Source organism: Priestia koreensis (assembly GCF_022646885.1).
Classification (GTDB): domain Bacteria; phylum Bacillota; class Bacilli; order Bacillales; family Bacillaceae_H; genus Bacillus_AG; species Bacillus_AG koreensis_A.
Window position 1 is genome coordinate 1,189,961 of sequence record NZ_CP061868.1, and the last position, 17,001, is coordinate 1,206,961.

The 17,001-nt window shown below is 40.7% G+C and carries 15 protein-coding genes and 1 riboswitch; of the genes, 10 read left to right on the forward strand and 5 right to left on the reverse strand.

The features are described from left to right. Positions 1-101 precede the first annotated feature (101 nt). The 3 genes from IE339_RS05905 (at position 102) to IE339_RS05915 (ending at position 3,685) form a co-directional block, all read left to right on the forward strand. Positions 102-524 (forward strand): YppG family protein, encoded by a 423-nt coding sequence (locus IE339_RS05905; protein ID WP_242174668.1) that lies wholly within the window; start codon positions 102-104, stop codon positions 522-524. A 672-nt stretch (positions 525-1,196) separates the two neighbouring features. After that, complete coding sequence (locus tag IE339_RS05910) at positions 1,197-2,168, forward strand: ABC transporter ATP-binding protein (protein ID WP_242174670.1); 972 nt, start codon at positions 1,197-1,199, stop codon at positions 2,166-2,168. Beyond that, on the forward strand, positions 2,165-3,685 hold the full coding sequence (locus IE339_RS05915) for an ABC transporter permease/substrate-binding protein (protein WP_242174672.1): 1,521 nt from the start codon (positions 2,165-2,167) through the stop codon (positions 3,683-3,685). The genes IE339_RS05910 and IE339_RS05915 overlap by 4 nt, the downstream gene beginning before the upstream one ends. A 60-nt stretch (positions 3,686-3,745) precedes the next feature. Here IE339_RS05915 and IE339_RS05920 read toward each other — a convergent pair whose 3' ends face one another. After that, on the reverse strand, positions 3,746-4,282 hold the full coding sequence (locus IE339_RS05920) for a hypothetical protein (protein ID WP_242174681.1): 537 nt from the start codon (positions 4,280-4,282) through the stop codon (positions 3,746-3,748). A gap of 183 nt (positions 4,283-4,465) precedes the next feature. On the opposite strand from IE339_RS05920, the gene IE339_RS05925 reads away from it, so the two are divergent. The 5 genes from IE339_RS05925 (at position 4,466) to IE339_RS05945 (ending at position 10,027) form a co-directional block, all read left to right on the forward strand. Then, positions 4,466-5,545, forward strand: a complete 1,080-nt coding sequence (locus IE339_RS05925; protein WP_242174682.1) for a CotH kinase family protein — start codon at positions 4,466-4,468, stop codon at positions 5,543-5,545. 128 nt (positions 5,546-5,673) lie between these two features. Beyond that, entirely contained in the window at positions 5,674-6,615 is a 942-nt protein-coding gene (locus tag IE339_RS05930; protein WP_242174683.1) for a hypothetical protein, read from the forward strand. Positions 6,616-6,687: 72 nt separating this feature from the next. Beyond that, the gene (locus IE339_RS05935) at positions 6,688-7,350 is read left to right on the forward strand and encodes a DUF6897 domain-containing protein (RefSeq protein WP_242174684.1); all 663 of its coding nucleotides are present in this window, start codon (positions 6,688-6,690) and stop codon (positions 7,348-7,350) included. A 158-nt stretch (positions 7,351-7,508) separates the two neighbouring features. Further along, positions 7,509-7,630: riboswitch (SAM riboswitch) on the forward strand. Positions 7,631-7,716: 86 nt separating this feature from the next. Then, positions 7,717-8,877 carry a trans-sulfuration enzyme family protein gene (locus IE339_RS05940; RefSeq protein WP_242174685.1) on the forward strand — a complete coding sequence of 387 codons (1,161 nt, stop codon included), beginning with the start codon at positions 7,717-7,719 and terminating at the stop codon, positions 8,875-8,877. Then, a complete protein-coding gene (locus IE339_RS05945) occupies positions 8,846-10,027 on the forward strand; it encodes a trans-sulfuration enzyme family protein (protein WP_242174689.1) in 1,182 nt (393 codons plus the stop codon). Before IE339_RS05940 ends, IE339_RS05945 begins: the two co-directional genes overlap by 32 nt. 32 nt (positions 10,028-10,059) lie before the next feature. Here the strand turns inward: IE339_RS05945 and IE339_RS05950 are convergent, their stop codons facing one another. From IE339_RS05950 to putP, 3 genes are all read right to left on the reverse strand, one after another. Beyond that, the gene (locus IE339_RS05950; protein WP_242174691.1) at positions 10,060-10,326 is read right to left on the reverse strand and encodes a hypothetical protein; all 267 of its coding nucleotides are present in this window, start codon (positions 10,324-10,326) and stop codon (positions 10,060-10,062) included. A gap of 96 nt (positions 10,327-10,422) precedes the next feature. After that, the gene (locus tag IE339_RS05955; RefSeq protein WP_242174699.1) at positions 10,423-11,082 is read right to left on the reverse strand and encodes an SIMPL domain-containing protein; all 660 of its coding nucleotides are present in this window, start codon (positions 11,080-11,082) and stop codon (positions 10,423-10,425) included. Positions 11,083-11,187: 105 nt separating this feature from the next. Continuing rightward, positions 11,188-12,672 (reverse strand): sodium/proline symporter PutP, encoded by a 1,485-nt coding sequence (gene putP / locus IE339_RS05960; RefSeq protein WP_242174707.1) that lies wholly within the window; start codon positions 12,670-12,672, stop codon positions 11,188-11,190. A 411-nt stretch (positions 12,673-13,083) separates the two neighbouring features. Here putP and helD point away from each other — a divergent pair, with 411 nt between their 5' ends. Both helD and IE339_RS05970 read left to right on the forward strand, forming a co-directional pair. Next, positions 13,084-15,372, forward strand: coding sequence for an RNA polymerase recycling motor HelD (gene helD, locus IE339_RS05965; RefSeq protein WP_242174709.1), 2,289 nt, complete (start codon positions 13,084-13,086; stop codon positions 15,370-15,372). A gap of 127 nt (positions 15,373-15,499) precedes the next feature. Continuing rightward, complete coding sequence (locus tag IE339_RS05970; protein ID WP_242174745.1) at positions 15,500-16,291, forward strand: DUF817 domain-containing protein; 792 nt, start codon at positions 15,500-15,502, stop codon at positions 16,289-16,291. A gap of 24 nt (positions 16,292-16,315) precedes the next feature. On the opposite strand, the gene IE339_RS05975 is transcribed toward IE339_RS05970, so the two are convergent. Then, entirely contained in the window at positions 16,316-16,852 is a 537-nt protein-coding gene (locus IE339_RS05975; protein ID WP_242174748.1) for a YhcN/YlaJ family sporulation lipoprotein, read from the reverse strand. Positions 16,853-17,001 lie beyond the last annotated feature (149 nt).

The following is a 17,001-nucleotide window of genomic DNA, read 5'->3' on the forward strand; positions in this document are numbered from 1 at the left end:
GAATTCAACAACTTTTTTTGAGTAGGCGTTTATACACCTTCTTTTTATTTTTTCATACACTAGGAGTAAAATGGACTGAAAAAGGAGAGGAGGTTACGGCAATGAACGGCCCTTATTATTCATCAGAATCACCGCATCAACGCTTTGATTTATCTACTGCTTTTCCTCATTCACCATACATGCAGCCACCCTATAATAACCAGCCTATGCCGATGATGGGTTTTCCTACTTATACGGGTATGGGGATGCCAGTGGGGAACGGTATGAATCCAGGTGCTCCGATCATGCAAAGTCCACCTGCTACCGGAGCGTCTAATAATCAACCGTTCCCCATCATGTATCCGACGCCATATCCAAAGTACAATACGCAAAATAAAACCCAGCCTTCCATCATGTCACAGTTTAAAACGGCAGACGGGAATTATGACATTAACAAAGTAATGAATACAGCAGGTCAGATGGTCGGGGCGATGAATCAATTAACATCTGTAGTGAAAGGAATATCAGGAGTGTTTAAAATTTAAGGAACATGCAAGAGGGCACCGTTCGTCGAGGTGTCCTTTTGCATGTTATATAGAATATATAGCCGCATTTAAAAGGATAATGTCGTGGTGGATTGATTTCTTTAGGTATGGTTCACTACAGCTTTTGTATTCGCGCATTAAACGATCTCGCTCTTTAATGAACAGCAAAATTTCATCTATGTGAATCATATGGAAAACTCCTCAGTGAAGTATTTTGTTACCTTATAGTACTTTAGACGTATTTCCCTTTTTTGAAACATCTTTTTTCCTCCAAAACGTCTTTTATTTTCATTTTCATCTATTAATAGCGTTCAAAAGAAGTGATTTTTCTGAATGTGACCAAGCCAATTGGTATAGTGTATGAAACGATTTGTGAAACATTCCTGCTTTTTACCACATGAAAACCAGGAATTAGGATGAATAAATTTAGATATGTGCCCAATTAAGAGTTAAGTGAGAAAAATATGTTTAGTTAGCACAGGAGAAGGGAAAGTGAATCTATGGGAAGATGCGTTTATGTACACCATTCTTTTTTCAAGGGGGAGCAAACACTCCATATGTGTAAGGCGTAACCTAGTGGTTACACGACTGTATGTATTCAATAAGGAAGTGTTTTGTACGAATGGTGACAGAATCAGCTCAGTAAAAAATAAAGAACAGGAAGTGAAGTATGTGATTAGTTTTGTAAATGTCGAAAAAGTATATCCCGACGGAACAAGAGCAGTTAAAAGTCTTGATATGACCATTAACGAAGGCGAGTTTTTTGTTCTGATCGGGCCGAGTGGATGTGGAAAGACGACCACTTTGAAAATGATTAATCGTCTAAATGAAACCTCAGATGGAAAAATTTTAATTAGGGATAAAAGCATCCATGATTACAATATCCATGAATTACGCCGCAATATTGGGTACGTCCTCCAACAAATCGCTTTATTTCCGCACATGACGATTGAAGAAAACATCTCAATTGTTCCCGAATTAAAAGGTTGGGATAAGAAGAAAGTAAAAGCTCGGGTTACGGAACTTTTGGAGCTAGTAGGCTTAAATCCAGAGCAATACCGAAATCGCAAGCCTTCAGAGCTATCGGGTGGCCAACAGCAGCGCATTGGTGTTGCAAGGGCCCTTGCTGCCGATCCACCGGTTATTTTAATGGATGAGCCCTTTAGTGCACTTGATCCCATTAGCCGTGAACAGCTTCAAAAGGATATTGTAGCGCTTCAAGCAAAAATAAAAAAAACGATTGTGTTCGTTACGCATGATATGAATGAAGCGTTAACGCTTGGTGACCGCGTCTGTTTAATGAAAGATGGACACGTGGTGCAAATTGGTACGCCGGAAGAATTAGTAAATGATCCCGCAAACGATTTTGTAGAATCGTTTTTAGGAAACCGTCAAAACGTATGGACAACGAATGTCGTGGAAGTAGTGAAAAAGTTCCGTGATCGTATGCAAACAGTACCTGAAGCTACAACAACAGCTGAAATAAAATCCAATGCAACCATCGAAGAAGCCTATGAGCTTTTACACCATCATTCGGCTCTTCGCGTACTGCGTCGCAATGAAGAAATTGGCATCGTGACAAGCAGTATGATCCTTGAATTTCTATATGACCATTCAAAAGAGGGAGGTTTTATTGGATCGTGAACACATTTGTCGATTACTTTAAAGAACGAGGTCCTGATCTAGGAAAGGCCTTATTAGAACATATTCAAATTTCACTAGTTGCGCTGTTTTTCGCTGTGATCATTTCGGTTCCTCTGGGCATTTATTTAACGAGACGCAAAAGAATTGCGGAGCCTATTATTGGCATTACGGCAATTATGCAAACGATTCCCTCCCTTGCTTTATTAGGACTACTCATACCACTTGTAGGAATTGGGAAAGGGAACGCTATTATTGCTTTAACGCTTTATGCGCTTCTACCAATTTTACGTAATACATACACAGGCATTATGGAGGTAGACCCATCATTAAGAGAAGCATCTCGTGCTCTAGGAATGACGACAAGACAACAGCTGACAAAGGTTGAATTACCGCTTGCACTGCCCGTTATTATGGCAGGTATTCGTACAGCAATGGTTCTTATTATTGGAACCGCTACTCTTGCAGCACTAATCGGTGCCGGAGGACTTGGAGATCTTATCTTATTAGGGATAGACCGAAATGATAATTATCTAATCGTGTTTGGTGCGGTTCCTGCGGCACTACTCGCACTAATATTTGACTTCCTTCTTCGTCTAATTGAGAAATCAACGAAAAATCGTTCACCGAAGCGTGCGCTTATTTCCGTCATTGTCGCAGCTTTAGTGTTAGGAACACCATTTGCCTTTTCTCAGGCTGCCAAGCCAGATCTTGTGTTTGCAGGTAAGACAGGATCTGAAGCGGATATTTTGATTAATATGTACAAGCTACTAATTGAGGACGAGACGGACTTAAAAGTAGACTTGAAGCCAGGATTTGGAGCCACTACGTTCGTATACAGTGCGCTTAAAAGTAAAGAGATCGATTTGTATCCAGAATACTCTGGAACAGTGATCACCAATCTTATTAAGGAGAAACCGACGAGTCATGATCGAAAAGAGGTATTTGAACAAGCTCGTAAGGGTCTCGATAAAAAAGAAGATTTAGCTTTTTTACAACCAATGAAATTCAATAATACGTATGCCCTTGCTGTACCTGCACAATTTGCAAAAGAGAATAATTTAAAAACAATCTCTGATTTGCAACGAGTAAGATCACAGCTGAAGCCTGGCTTCACGCTTGAATTCTCCGATCGAGAAGATGGGTACAAAGGTATTCAAAAAACGTATGGCTTGCAGTTCTCGAATTTAAAAACGATGCAGGCTAAGTTACGCTACCGAGCTATTCATAAAGGCGATATTAACCTAGTGGATGCGTATGCAACCGATGGGGAAATGAAGCAATTTAATTTAAAGATTTTAGAAGATGATAAAAGCATGTTTCCACCCTATCAATGTGCACCGTTATTACGAAAAGAAACGCTTGAAAAATATCCAGAGTTGAAAAAGATCTTAAATAAATTAGCTGGAAAAATTTCAGATGCTGAAATGCAGGAGATGAACTATGCCGTGAATGCAAAAGGCGAATCTCCCAAAAAAGTGGCAGAAGACTTTCTGAAACAAAAAGGTTTGTTAAAATAATGACCCAAAGAAGAGGTACTCTCATAGCGAGAGCACCTCTTTTTTTGCGGGTTTTTACTATTAGAAACGTAAATAAGTTTGATTTCCGCGACAGTAGTGACGGGCAGAATCACTGTTGCTTGTTCTATAGTAGCATCCGCGATCAGAGCGGCGAGAACGACGGTTAGAGCGGCGATTAGAACGACGAGAACGACGGTTGGAACGGTTAGAGCGGCGATTAGAACGACGAGAACGACGGTTGGAACGACGAGAACGGCGATTAGAACGTTGGTTGGAACGGCGGGAACGGCGCGTAGAGCGATTAGAACGACGGCTAGAGCGGCGTGTAGAGCGGTTAGAACGGCGCATAGAACGAACATCCGAACAAACAGAGCGCTGTACTTGACGACGGCGGCGTCTGCGAGGACGTTGTTGCTCAATAGGTTCTACTTGCGGCTCTTCAGATCTAGATCTACGTCTGCCACAAAGGCCTCCGCAGAAGTTGAAACAACCACATGGGCGTCTTCTAGGTCTAGGCTCTTGGCACATAAAGTCGCCTAACCCATTGGAATGTGCGTCGTCTGCAGCATTTCTTAAATATTCGTCATGATAACTCACGATAAAAGCTCCTCCTTTTAAAACTTGGCTCAATTTAGAGGATATAGGTGTTTCCTCTACTAGTAATGTACGTAGGTGATGTCCAAGACGATATGGTTGAATGTACTATTTTCAGAAAAATAGATGAACCGCCTGTAGGTTTTTGACATAGGATTTAATATCGTTGAGATGGAGGGTTCATTTATGAGTATGGAAGTTTGTCAGTTGTACATTAACCCCCGAGACATCCGTCTATTAAAGCAAAACGTCTGGTCCGATGATTTCGTTCCAGGACAGCTGAAATGGAGAAACAAAAAGGTTGAAGTAGACGCCGTGTATAGGGGAGCTCACATAAGAAAGCTAACGAAAAAGTCATATTATATCGCTTACTATAAGCCAAAGCGTTTATTTGGAGAACAAGAGTGGCACTTAAACGCTGAATATGAAGATCCGTCCTTAATGAGAAATAAGTTGTCACTCGATTTTTTTTCATCTATTGGAGTGCTATCGCCTCGTTCAGAGCACGTAGATTTAACGTTGAATGCAAGAAAGCAAGGGGTGTATTTAAGGCTAGAATCGGTAAATGAAGACTTTCTTCTTGCACGAAACTTACCACACGGTTCCATATTTTATGCCGTCGACGCCGACGCTAATTTTTCTTTAATGAGTGAGCTCGATGACGACGTGAAAAAGTCGCTTGACCTTGGGTATGAGACAAAAGTAGAAGTCGAAGGTGATATGGAACGTCTTCAGGATTTTATCTACAAAACGAACACGCTCATGCGCAATGACTTTGAAAATGAAGTGGAGCATTATTTGGACGTGGATCAATACTTAAGGTGGCTCACAGGAATCGTGTGCACGCAAAATTATGACGGCTTTGTCCAAAACTATGCCCTCTACTGTCATGGTGAGAGCAAGCGATTTTACATGATTCCGTGGGACTATGATGCGACGTGGGGACGCGATTTAACCGGAAAGGAAATGGACCCTGATTATGTAAGAGTTGAGGGCTTTAATACGTTGACAGCACGCCTATTAGACGTCGAGCGATTTCGTAAACAATATGCGGATATTTTGACGGAGGTGTTACATCACCAGTTCACCGTTCCATATATGGAGGAGAAAGTACGGTCACTCTATACGAAAATAAAACCGTCCGTTATGAATGACCCATTTTTGAAAGAGCGATTAGATCAGTTTCATAAGGAACCCGATTTTATCCTGGATTTTATTGAGAAAAGACGTCAAGTGCTGCTAAACGAAGTGGAAAATTTACTCTAGCTATTGCACATATGGGCAAGCGCTGAATTTAGAAGAAATAGGCAGATTGATAGAGTCAAAGCTAGTTTGTGATACGTATATATACAGTATAAACAACCTATATGGATGAATATCAAGGAGGAACAAATATGACGTATCACATTACTGGTATTAGCAGCAAAAAGGCGGATAACACCGCTGGTTGTAGTGGGTTTTCTGGGTGTGTCAAACCGTTAGTAGGCAAGCAAGTAAAGGTTAACCGTGGGGGTCCTGAATCAAAAGAAGGAACATTAATTGAAGTAAAAAATGATTTCTTTACCCTTGCTCAGGCTTCTAAAAAGCCAAATGAAGCACCACAGTTCATTTATTTCAACAGTGCACACGTGAAAAGTGTGACCGAAGATTCCAAGGAAAATTCAATGCAAGGAATGATCATAGGGCAAAGTGCTTGTTCAAAAGTAGCTAGCTTCAAAGGCGTACTCGCTTCTCTGAAAGGGCAAAATGTACAGTTGAACTATGGCCCTGAGTCAAGCAAAGGATTATTAGTGGACGTTGTGGACAATTACGTTGTGCTTTGTACAAAAGAAGATGGCATTGTGTACCTTGAAGTAGAACACATTAAAAGCGTAACACCAATCATTCCGAAACAACAAGACGGCAACCGCTCTCAACAAGCATCGTTCTGCGACAATCCATCCTATATTAAAACAAGCAGCTTTAAAAACCTATTCAAAATTTTAAGCAATCGCTGGGTAGCTCTAAACGTTGGTGGACCAGAAGCAATTGAAGGTGTACTTGTCATCTCCTCTAAATGCATTGAAATTGTTAATAATACGCAAATCATTCGCATCAATCCTTCTCATGTCCGTAGCATCAGTGAAGGACCACGTAAAGGACTTAAGCAAGCTGAAAAACAAAATCAGCAAGAAAATGCTCAAGAAAATCAACAAGCAGAAGGTGCACAGCAAACGCAACAACAGCCGCAACAGCAACAACAAACACAGCAACGCTCACAACAGCGTAGCAATCGCTCTAGAGGGACACAACAAGAAACAGTTGTTAGAACAAGAAGCTATAAATGGAGAGGTTAATCTTTTCCTAAAGGCAAAAAAAGGGTGCACTTTTTGCACCCTTATTTTCAACGAAGGAAAGGAGGCAACGCTATGACAAACCCATTAAAAAGCTATATTGATAAAAATGTAAACATTGAAATTACAGGTAAGACATTTTTTATTGGAAAAGTAGTAGACGTGGGACTAGATATTATCGTTCTAAATGATGGTGAAAAATACCTATATATTCCACTTGTACACCTTCATAATATTAATGAAGAAACTAGTGAAGAATTAACGATTTCTGACCAAGAATCACCTCTTGATGATGCGGATACCATTTCATACCGAAAAACGTTGCAGCAGGCAAAAGGAAAGTTTGTCGAAATATTTGTAACAGGAAACAAATCCATTCATGGGTATATTACGAGTGTGTTAAACGACTATTTTGTCTTCTACTCACCGATCTATAAAACACTGTTTATTTCTCTTCACCATTTAAAATGGCTTACTCCATACAACCACAATTTAACACCTTACACGCTCAGTAATGAGGAGCTTCCGGTTAATCCTTCTAATATTCCGCTCGCCCGTACGTTTGAAGAACAGTTGAAAAAGATGGAAGGGAAACTAGTTGTGTTCGATTTAGGGGATCACTTCAATAAAAGTGGCCTATTGAAAGGGATTTCGAACAATATTATCGAACTTGTGCAGGCAAATGGAAAAACGATTCATTGGAAGAGCTATCATGTAAAAACCATTCATCTACCATAACCAATGAGAGTGATCTCATTGGTTTATTTTGTGCCATTCAAAATTATTTACTGGCTAAATGAATGGGAAAATTGAGATTTTTATAAAAATTCATTGACATTATTCTGATTATTCATTAAAGTAAGTATCAACATCTAAATAATATGAAACTGGTAATACTCTTATCCAGAGTGGCGGAGGGACTGGCCCTGTGAAGCCCGGCAACCATCAGATCAGTGTAAACTGATTTGAACGGTGCTAATTCCTGTAGAACAAAGGTATTTGTTCTCACAGATGAGAGTGGTGGGTTTTTAGCCGACACTCTTCATTGTGAAGAGTGTCTTTTTATTTAGAGAAGAACGAGAACACGTAAAAGGAGCGATATACATGCATATTCATACGAAGTTAGTGCAAGCTGGAATTCGAAAAGACCCTTCTACTGGGTCCCTGACAACCCCGATTTATCAAGCATCAACCTTTCAACATCCTCGCCTAGGAGAAAGTACGGGATACGACTATTCACGAACAGCTAACCCAACTCGCACAGCGCTTGAAGAAGCCATTGCCGTGTTAGAGGAAGGAGAAGTAGGGCTAGCTTTTTCATCAGGAATGGCTGCGATTACGTCACTTCTCTATTTATTTAAAAACGGTGATCATCTTGTGGTTTCAGAAGACTTATACGGCGGAACATATCGCGTATTAAGCGACATTGTTTCTGAGCATGGCATTACCGTTACGTATGTGAATACGGCTCATGCCGAAGAGATTGAAGAAGCGGTGCAGCCAAATACGAAAGCGTTGTTCATTGAGACGCCGACAAATCCTCTTACACACGTAACGGATTTGGAAAAAGCCATTGAAATTGCCAAGAAATATGATCTATGGACGATTGTGGATAATACGTTCATGTCTCCTTATTTTCAGCGCCCGCTTGCATTAGGTGCAGACCTTGTTGTGCATAGTGCGAGCAAATATATTGGCGGTCACAATGACGTGATTGGTGGATTGGTCGTCGCAAGATCTAGAGAAATAGGCGAGAAAGTACGTTTTTATCAAAATGCAGTAGGAGCTATTTTAGGACCACAAGATTGTTGGCTCTTAATCCGAGGGTTAAAAACATTAGGTCTACGAATGGAACGTCATCAAGAAAATGCGCTCAAAATCGCTCAGTGGCTCACAGAGTGTGAGCAGGTTGAAACCGTGTACTATCCGGGGCTAGTTGATCATCCTGGTCATGAAATTATGAAGCGTCAGGCGACAGGATTCGGTGGCATGATTTCTTTCACCGTCAAGGAAGAGGAACTTGTCCCGTTTCTATTGGAGCATTTAAAAGTCATTACGTTTGCTGAAAGTCTTGGTGGAGTGGAAAGCTTAATTACGTTTCCAGCTCGTCAAACGCACGCCGATATTCCAGAAGAGATCCGTAATAGCATCGGGGTAACCAATTCGTTGCTACGACTATCGGTTGGAATTGAACATGTTGATGATTTAATTCAAGATCTAAAGGAGGTATTCCATGAGTTTGCAAAAACAGCCGTCAACTATTGAGTTTGGAACAAAATTAATTCATGCGAAAACAGGAATTGGAGAACATTACGGTGCAGTGAGCGTCCCTATTTACCAAGTTTCTACCTTTAATCAAGAAGCGTCAGACAACGATGGGAAATACGATTATTCTCGTTCAGGAAATCCGACTCGTGAAGCGCTTGAAAATACGATTGCACAACTAGAAAATGGCTATGCAGGCTTTGCCTTTTCATCAGGAATGGCCGCTATTTCTTCCGTCTTGTGTCTGTTTAAATCTGGAGATGAGATTGTGGTCTCGGATGATACATACGGGGGGACTTATCGTGTATTAACACAGCTTTTCAATCGTTTTGGTATTAAAGCTGTATTTGCTGATACGACTAGCATAGCAGCTGTCAAGGAAGCAATTACCCCACAAACAAAAGCCATTTATCTTGAAACACCCTCGAATCCATTTCTTAGCGTAACGGATATTAAGGAAGTGGCTGCTGTGGCAGCGGAACAGGAGCTTTTAACGATTGTAGATAATACGTTCTTAACGCCTTATCTACAGCAGCCTTTAGAACTCGGGGCAGATATTGTTGTTCATAGCGCAACAAAATATATTAGCGGTCATAGCGACGTAGTAGGAGGCCTAGTTGTAACAGCAACAGAGCCTTTGGCAAATGAAATTAAATTTATTCAAAATGCATTCGGAGCGATATTAGGACCTCAAGACTGTTGGCTTTTATTAAGAGGGTTAAAAACGCTAAAAGTGCGTCTAGAGCAACAGCAGAAAACAGCTCAGCAACTTGCACAGTGGCTGCAAGAGCATGAACAGGTGGAAGAAACCTTTTATCCAGGCTTAACATCTCATCCTGACTATGAGTTGTCTAAACAGCAAACAAACGGAGCAGGGGGAATTATTTCGTTCAAGCTTAAAACCCCAGAGCATGCGAAACAATTTTTACAAGGCGTGCAATTTGCTTCTGTCGGAGTTAGTCTAGGCGGTGTGGAAACGATTTTAACGCAGCCAGCAACGATGTCTCATGCAAGCATACCAGAGGCGAAGCGTCTTGAGCGTGGCATCACCGAAGCACTTATCCGTATTTCAGTGGGACTCGAGGAATTTACAGATTTGAAGCAGGACTTTGAACAAGCGCTAGAAAAACATCCTCAAACGGCAAAATGATAAAAGGAAGCAACGGATGCGTTGCTTCCTTTTTACTGATGTAACAGTTCTTCATATAATGTGTGATGAAAACGAATTAACGCCAGCTGATCTCCCTCTGGAAGGGAAGATTCTAAAATGCGTGTAAGAGCAAAATGGTACTTTATGTGTAGAGGCTTTCGTACACGAGGGTGTGTCATTTCATCCCGTAACTCTTTTTGAATGGCTTCTTTTAGGGTAAGCTCATCTGTTTCAAGTGTAGGAAGAGCGCGGCTACTCCAAAGCGTTCGGTAAGCGGATAGTAGTTGTTTGTAGTTCATTTCCTTCTCCTTCTAAGTTACGGACTGTTTAAGAAAGTAGAAATACCTTCTCACGTAATCTATCCCATTTTCTCATGAGAAGGTGGTCAACGTCTATTAGGAATAACGAAACCAAGCGCGTACGGAAGCACTTATTTTTAATGTTTGTGGTTGAATAGGGGTAGAAGAAGCAGCAAATCCTTTATAGGAAGCTTGAAAATCCTGCGTATATTGGGAGGATTCCTCAATGATTTTAAAGGGAATTCGCTGAAGTGGAACCTGCATTGTCTGTGCAAGGGTAGCCGCTTTTTCCTGAGCATTTAATAATGCATCCGTTAAGGCTTGCTGGTAGTATTGCTCAGGTTTTTTAACGCTGAATTGAATGTCCTGAGCTAAATTTGCGCCGCTTGTAAGTGCCGTATCATAGACCTGCCCAGCCTGTTTCACATCGCTAACCGTAATCTCAAATAAATGAAGAACTTCATAGCCAATTAGCGTTGAGTGTCCATCATGGTAATCATAGCGTGGATGAACCGAAAAGGATTTCGTTTCAATTTGTCCATTTTGAATGCCAATTTGATGAAGAGCCTGAATCATATCGTTTGATAATTGGGCATTTTTTTTCAGCGCCTCTTGAACAGTTAATTCTTCCGTTCGCACCCCAATCGTTAATGAAATTTGATCTGGCATTACTTCAATCTCTGATTTTCCGTTTACTGTGAGCGCGTTGAGGTGATCGTGCTCATGGTAATGATCCTGAGGGTAGAGCCCATGCATACAATAAACCTCCGTTCGAAATAATCGTATCCCTCATATATATGTTTCAGTTAACGTTCTTAAAACGAAAAAAGAGTAGAGAATGACTCTCTACTCTAAAACCCATCACATCGCTTTAAATTCTCTTTCTAATGTCGTTTCCATTTCATCAAACGTTTCTTGCACGTCTGAAGAAGGTTTTTTGGTAAGTAAGCTGACCACAATGACAGCGATGAGACTTAAGAAGAAGCCAGGGATCATTTCATATAGTTTAGGACTTAATCCTGCATTAACCCATATGAGGACGGTCGCAGCGCCAACAATCATTCCTGATAGCGCTCCCCACTTCGTCATACGTTTCCAAAAGAGACTTAGCAAGACAGCGGGTCCAAATGCAGATCCAAATCCAGCCCATGCGTAGCCAACTAAATCTAAAATCGTTTTGCTCGGAGTGAGGGACATTAAAATGCCGATCACAGCGACTACTAAAACAGATAGGCGTCCAAAAAATACAAGTTCTTTATCTGTAGCTTGTCGTCTAAAGAACGTTTTATAAATATCCTCCGTCAGTCCACTAGAGGTGACGAGGAGCTGTGAGGAAATGGTGCTCATAATGGCTGCCAAAATGGCAGATAAAAGGAACCCTGTAATTAGTGGATGAAATAAAATATGCGAAAATTCAATGAAAATCGTTTCTGGATCTTTCAGCGACATTCCGTTCTGATTGTAATACGAAATGCCGACAAGCCCGGTTAACATAGCTCCAACGATGGAAACCGCCATCCAACCGATTCCGATACGCCTCGCAGAGCGAATTTCTTTAATGGACGTAATGGCCATAAAGCGCACGATAATGTGAGGCTGACCAAAATACCCAAGTCCCCATGCTAACAGAGAAACAATGCCGATTACGGTCGTGCCTTCAAAGAAGTTTAGCAGCGCTGGGTTGACATCTTTAATGATAGTAAATGAGGTTTTAACTCCACCAACATCCGTAAACGCGACGATTGGTACAAGGACAAGGGCGACGAACATAATAACTCCTTGCACAAAATCTGTTAAGCTGACGGCTAAAAACCCCCCAAACAAGGTGTAAGCAATAACGACAGCGGCGGTTAGGATCATGCCCCATTTATAATCAAGCCCAAAAGAGGACTGAAATAATCGACCACCTGATACAAGTCCTGATGAGATATAAAGCGTGAAAAATACGATGATGACAACTGCTGATACGGTACGAAGAATTCGTGACGTATCATTAAAACGATTTTCAAAATAGTCTGGAATTGTGATCGAGTCGTTTGCTACTTCCGTATATGTTCTCAGTCGGGGCGCAATAAGCAAATAATTTAAGTAGGCACCAATTAGTAATCCAACGGCAATCCACAAACTGGATACGCCGTCTTTAAACATGGCGCCTGGTAATCCCATGAGCATCCAGCCGCTCATATCTGCTGCCCCAGCGGATAAGGCTGTAACAGCAGGACCTAATCCGCGTCCCCCAAGCATATATCCTGATACATCGTCCGTGCTTTTTTTATACGCATAAATCCCAATTCCGATCATCCCTAAAAAATAAATGGCTAATGAAATATAAACTCCTACGTCCACCCAATCTCTCCCTTTTCTCTCTTTTTTTAAAAATTTGAAATAATTTTCAAATTTTTCTGCTTATGGTTATTTAACCTAACAAACAATGAATATCAATTCAACCCAATTGGATGTTCAAAAAGAACAAGCAGGAATTGCCAAATGCTATAGCCTTGCGTATGTAAACGCTTACTAAAATAAAATAAAGTAAAAATATTATGAATATTTAAATTATTTATTTCAGCAAATTTTTCTGTTTGCTTTAAATAAAAAGGAGCAGATCACCAGCGTAGAAACAGAATAAATTAGGTGTAAGAAAATTGTGTGCGGTTTCATTATGTGGTATATTAGAGAGTGCTTTCACAAAAAATAGACCCTCTCAAACACCCTCGTATGACAGCTTTCAAGCATGAAAAGTGAAAGGAGAAAATCATGACTATCCAGAAACATCCGGATTATTCCAAAGAGACGGAGCGTCTTTCCTACACAAAAGGATACATGCAGGCCATTATCCAACTAGCAGAACTCAATCAAGGACAGCACAAAACCAATTTAAAAGAAGCAATGGAAGGCATTGGGGACTCTGACAGTAGCTTGAACTACACGAGCTTACTTGCAACGAGCAACTTTTTAAATATCGCTGAAGGAGAGCTGAAGCATTTAAAAGAAGTACTTCCGAGGCCTTATTTTGCGCGCATTAATTTTAAAGCAGCGGATAAGCAGGAGGAAGAAATTCTTTATATTGGAAAGATTTCGCTTCATGAGCCTGAGACGCAAGAGCCGATCGTCATCGATTGGCGTTCACCGATTGCGAACGTTTACTACGATGGTCGTATTGGGGATGTATCGTACGAAGCTTACGGAGAAGAGTACGAAGGAAACTTATCGAAGAAGCGACAATATAAAATCGAAGAAGGAAAGCTGCTGGATTTTCGTGATGTGGATTTAACGACAACCGATGAACTGCTACAGGAATCACTAGCAGGAAAAGCCGATCACCGTTTGACAGAGATCGTGTCGACGATTCAAGCGGAGCAGAACCAAATTATTCGTGCTGACTTGAACCGTCCGATTATCGTGCAGGGCGCTGCGGGAAGCGGAAAAACGACCATTGCGCTGCATCGCATTTCCTACTTCCTCTATCACTACGCCGATTCGTTCCGACCGGAAGAATTGATGATTATTGCTCCGAACCGAATGTTTATTGATTACATAGGAGACGTACTTCCAGAGCTTGGAGTAAACCGTATTCGCCAAACGACGTATATAGACTATATGCAAGAAGCCATTGGCGAAAAAATGAAGGTTCGCTCACCGCAGGCGAAGCTGATTAAGCTTGTGAACGGTGAATGGGAAGATCCGACCTTTGAAAAATGGATATCTGGTTTTAAGGGGAGCTTAAAATATAAGAAGCTGCTGGACCGTTATATTAGCAGAATACGTTTAGAGCTTTGTCCGAAAGATGATTTTATGCTAGAAAAATATCGGCTTGTGAACGGAACGAAGCTAAAGCGTCTTTATTTAACGGATTACAACTATCTATCCTTCCAAAAACGTAATGACAAAATTAAGGAAGTACTAAAATCTCATCTGCGTCAAAAAAAGAAGATGATTTTAGATAATATCCAAAAAAAATACGACACGATGCTTGAGCAAGCGCTATTTCATGTTCAGAACAAAGAAAAGCGAAAACAGCGAGTTGTTGATGTCATGGAATGGAAGGAAGAACGATTTAATACGCTTCAAAAAGAAGCAAAGACTGCCGTTTCACGTTATATAAAGCCGCTCGCGCCTAAAAAAATTCTGACCTACTACAAAGAGCTTTTCAATGACTCTGAGCTGTTTGCGGAGCTAAGTGAAGATATTTTGTCAGCGCAGCAGCCGGAACGATTTAGGCTGTATCAGCAGTCTCTCCTAGCAGGAAAAGAATTTGAAGTCGAGGATCTAGCACCACTTTTCTATATGAAGCATAAAATTAACGGCATACCAAAGGAGCACCGTGCTCGAAATGTGGTCATTGATGAAGCCCAAGATTACAGCCACTTTCAACTGTACGCGCTAAAAGCGGGACTTGAAACAGACATGTTTACCATTGTGGGCGATTTGGCACAAGGAATCCATTCTTATAGAGGATTAAAAAGTTGGAAGACGGTTACTGAAAAAATCCTTCCGCGTTCTAATTTTATGACCCTTAAAAAAAGCTATCGAACAACCATTGAAATTATGGATTTGGCAAATGCGACATTGCAGCTTTTAAAACAGGATTTCCCGACGGTTGAGCCTGTGGTTCGTCATGGACAAAAGCCGTCATTTCAATCATTTGAAGGGGAAGAGCAGTTCGTTACTTCTGTTTTAAAAAGCGTAAAAGAAAGCAGAGAAAAGGGCTGTGATTTGATCGCGGTGATTGGAAAAAATGACCGAGAGTGTGCCGTGATTTATGAGCTCATGAAAAAGCATAGCACAGAACCTGTACAGCTCCTTTTAGAGCATGAACCGATGAACAAAGGACACCTTTTGATCATGCCATCATATGTTTCAAAGGGATTAGAGTTTGATTCGGTCATTATCGCCTGCTACAACGATTTTTATGAACAAACCGAATTAGATGTGAAGCTTTTATATGTCGCGATGACACGGGCCATGCATGTGCTACATTTAATCAGCCCTGATCGTGAGAAGCTGTTGCTACATCAAGTAAAAGAAAATATTCTTCGGTCATGAACGAATGCAGGAGGTTTTCCTGCGTTCGTTTTTTTACGCTGATAAAATAGTGCTTGTTATTTCATTGTTTATTTGGAATAATTTACTTTTGTAAAAGACGAAATCAAAATAGTGTGAGGAATATTGAATGAAACAATTTTGGGATTTTGGTATGGAGCAAGCCAAATCGTGTATCTTTCCTGTTGTCATCTTTTTATCATTGGCCATCACAAAAGTCATCCACTTGTCGTTTATCCCCCGGTATGACCTTATTTTAATCATCTGCCTTTTTACACAGGTGCTGATGGTCGTAACGAAGCGAGAGACGTGGGATGAAGTCAAGGTTATTTGCGTCTTTCATTTCATTGGATTAGCGCTTGAACTGTACAAAACACACATGGGATCCTGGGCATATCCTGAAGAAGCGTGGACAAAAATTTCCGGTGTTCCTTTATATAGCGGCTTTATGTATGCAAGTGTAGCAAGTTACATGTGCCAAGCGTGGCGAAGGTTTGATATAACGCTCGTGAATTGGCCATCTACGTGGCTCGTCTGTGTATTGAGTGCAGGGATTTATTTTAATTTCTATACGGATCACTTTATTTACGATTTTCGCTGGGTATTAAAAGTAGCAACGTTGGTCATTTTTTATCGAACGGTTGTTTATTTTACGGTTAATGACCGAACGTATAAAATGCCTGTTTCGCTTTCGTTTGTCTTAATTGGTTTCTTTATTTGGGTAGCAGAAAATATCGCGACCTTTTTTAGCGCCTGGCAATATCCAAATCAAGAGCAAGGTTGGCACCTCGTTGGAATCGGGAAGATGAGCTCTTGGCTCCTTCTTGTCATTGTAAGCTTTATGATTGTAGCGACGCTAAAGCATGTAAAGGGAAAAATGAAACAAGCACCGAAGCTCAAAACAGAAAAAACCTCCTTTTAAAGGGAGGTTTTTTTCTGTTCATGATTAATTATTTGTTGGGAACGAACGTTGGAAGAACTCTGAGATCTCTTTTCCTAAACCAGATACAGGGTTGCCTTTTTCTAGCTGTTTTCCGTAACCTTGCATACGGTCAAACACATCAGGATTGGTTGAAACAAACACATCATTGATGCTGTTATCTGATTTACGCACTTCTTTGGCAATTTTCTTTTTTACTTCTTTTGTACGATCTTCGTTTACATTGTCTTCTAAAATAGCTGCTACGTATGCATTATGATTCGTTGTAATCACGTTTGCATTTTTAACATCTTTCAATTTTGTAATACGATTTGCTGCGTCATCTGCCACGTCCATGCGATCTGCACGGTTGTTGTTATCATCATTGATATTTGCGTCGTTGTCCACGTTTCCACTCATATCATTGTCATTATTTTTGTAGCTGACGTTACGCGTACCGTTATCGTTCATTCCATCATCTTGACCTTCATTTTTAGATGAACATCCAGCGACTAATGACACCGCTAGTGCTCCGTATAAAGTTGCTGTTAGTAGCTTTTTCATGTAAACCACACTCCTTTTTATTTTTATGATGCGTTTTATGGCTTTTTTTATTCAAAAAATTCCTGAGTTTTTTTGACCCACTCTATAGAAAGGATAGTAGAGGGATGAAAAATTTTCTTTTTGTATAAAAGGATTGCTCTACTAGCTTA

Bases quoted from the DNA above. Each gene is read 5' to 3' on its own strand.
- helD (WP_242174709.1), top strand. From the start codon at position 13,084: ATGACTATCCAGAAACATCCGGATTATTCCAAAGAGACGGAGCGTCTT.
- IE339_RS05970 (WP_242174745.1), top strand. From the start codon at position 15,500: ATGAAACAATTTTGGGATTTTGGTATGGAGCAAGCCAAATCGTGTATC.
- IE339_RS05925 (WP_242174682.1), top strand. From the start codon at position 4,466: ATGAGTATGGAAGTTTGTCAGTTGTACATTAACCCCCGAGACATCCGT.
- IE339_RS05950 (WP_242174691.1), bottom strand. From the start codon at position 10,326: ATGAACTACAAACAACTACTATCCGCTTACCGAACGCTTTGGAGTAGC.
- IE339_RS05930 (WP_242174683.1), top strand. From the start codon at position 5,674: ATGACGTATCACATTACTGGTATTAGCAGCAAAAAGGCGGATAACACC.
- IE339_RS05905 (WP_242174668.1), top strand. From the start codon at position 102: ATGAACGGCCCTTATTATTCATCAGAATCACCGCATCAACGCTTTGAT.
- IE339_RS05940 (WP_242174685.1), top strand. From the start codon at position 7,717: ATGCATATTCATACGAAGTTAGTGCAAGCTGGAATTCGAAAAGACCCT.
- IE339_RS05935 (WP_242174684.1), top strand. From the start codon at position 6,688: ATGACAAACCCATTAAAAAGCTATATTGATAAAAATGTAAACATTGAA.
- IE339_RS05955 (WP_242174699.1), bottom strand. From the start codon at position 11,082: ATGCATGGGCTCTACCCTCAGGATCATTACCATGAGCACGATCACCTC.
- IE339_RS05945 (WP_242174689.1), top strand. From the start codon at position 8,846: ATGAGTTTGCAAAAACAGCCGTCAACTATTGAGTTTGGAACAAAATTA.
- IE339_RS05975 (WP_242174748.1), bottom strand. From the start codon at position 16,852: ATGAAAAAGCTACTAACAGCAACTTTATACGGAGCACTAGCGGTGTCA.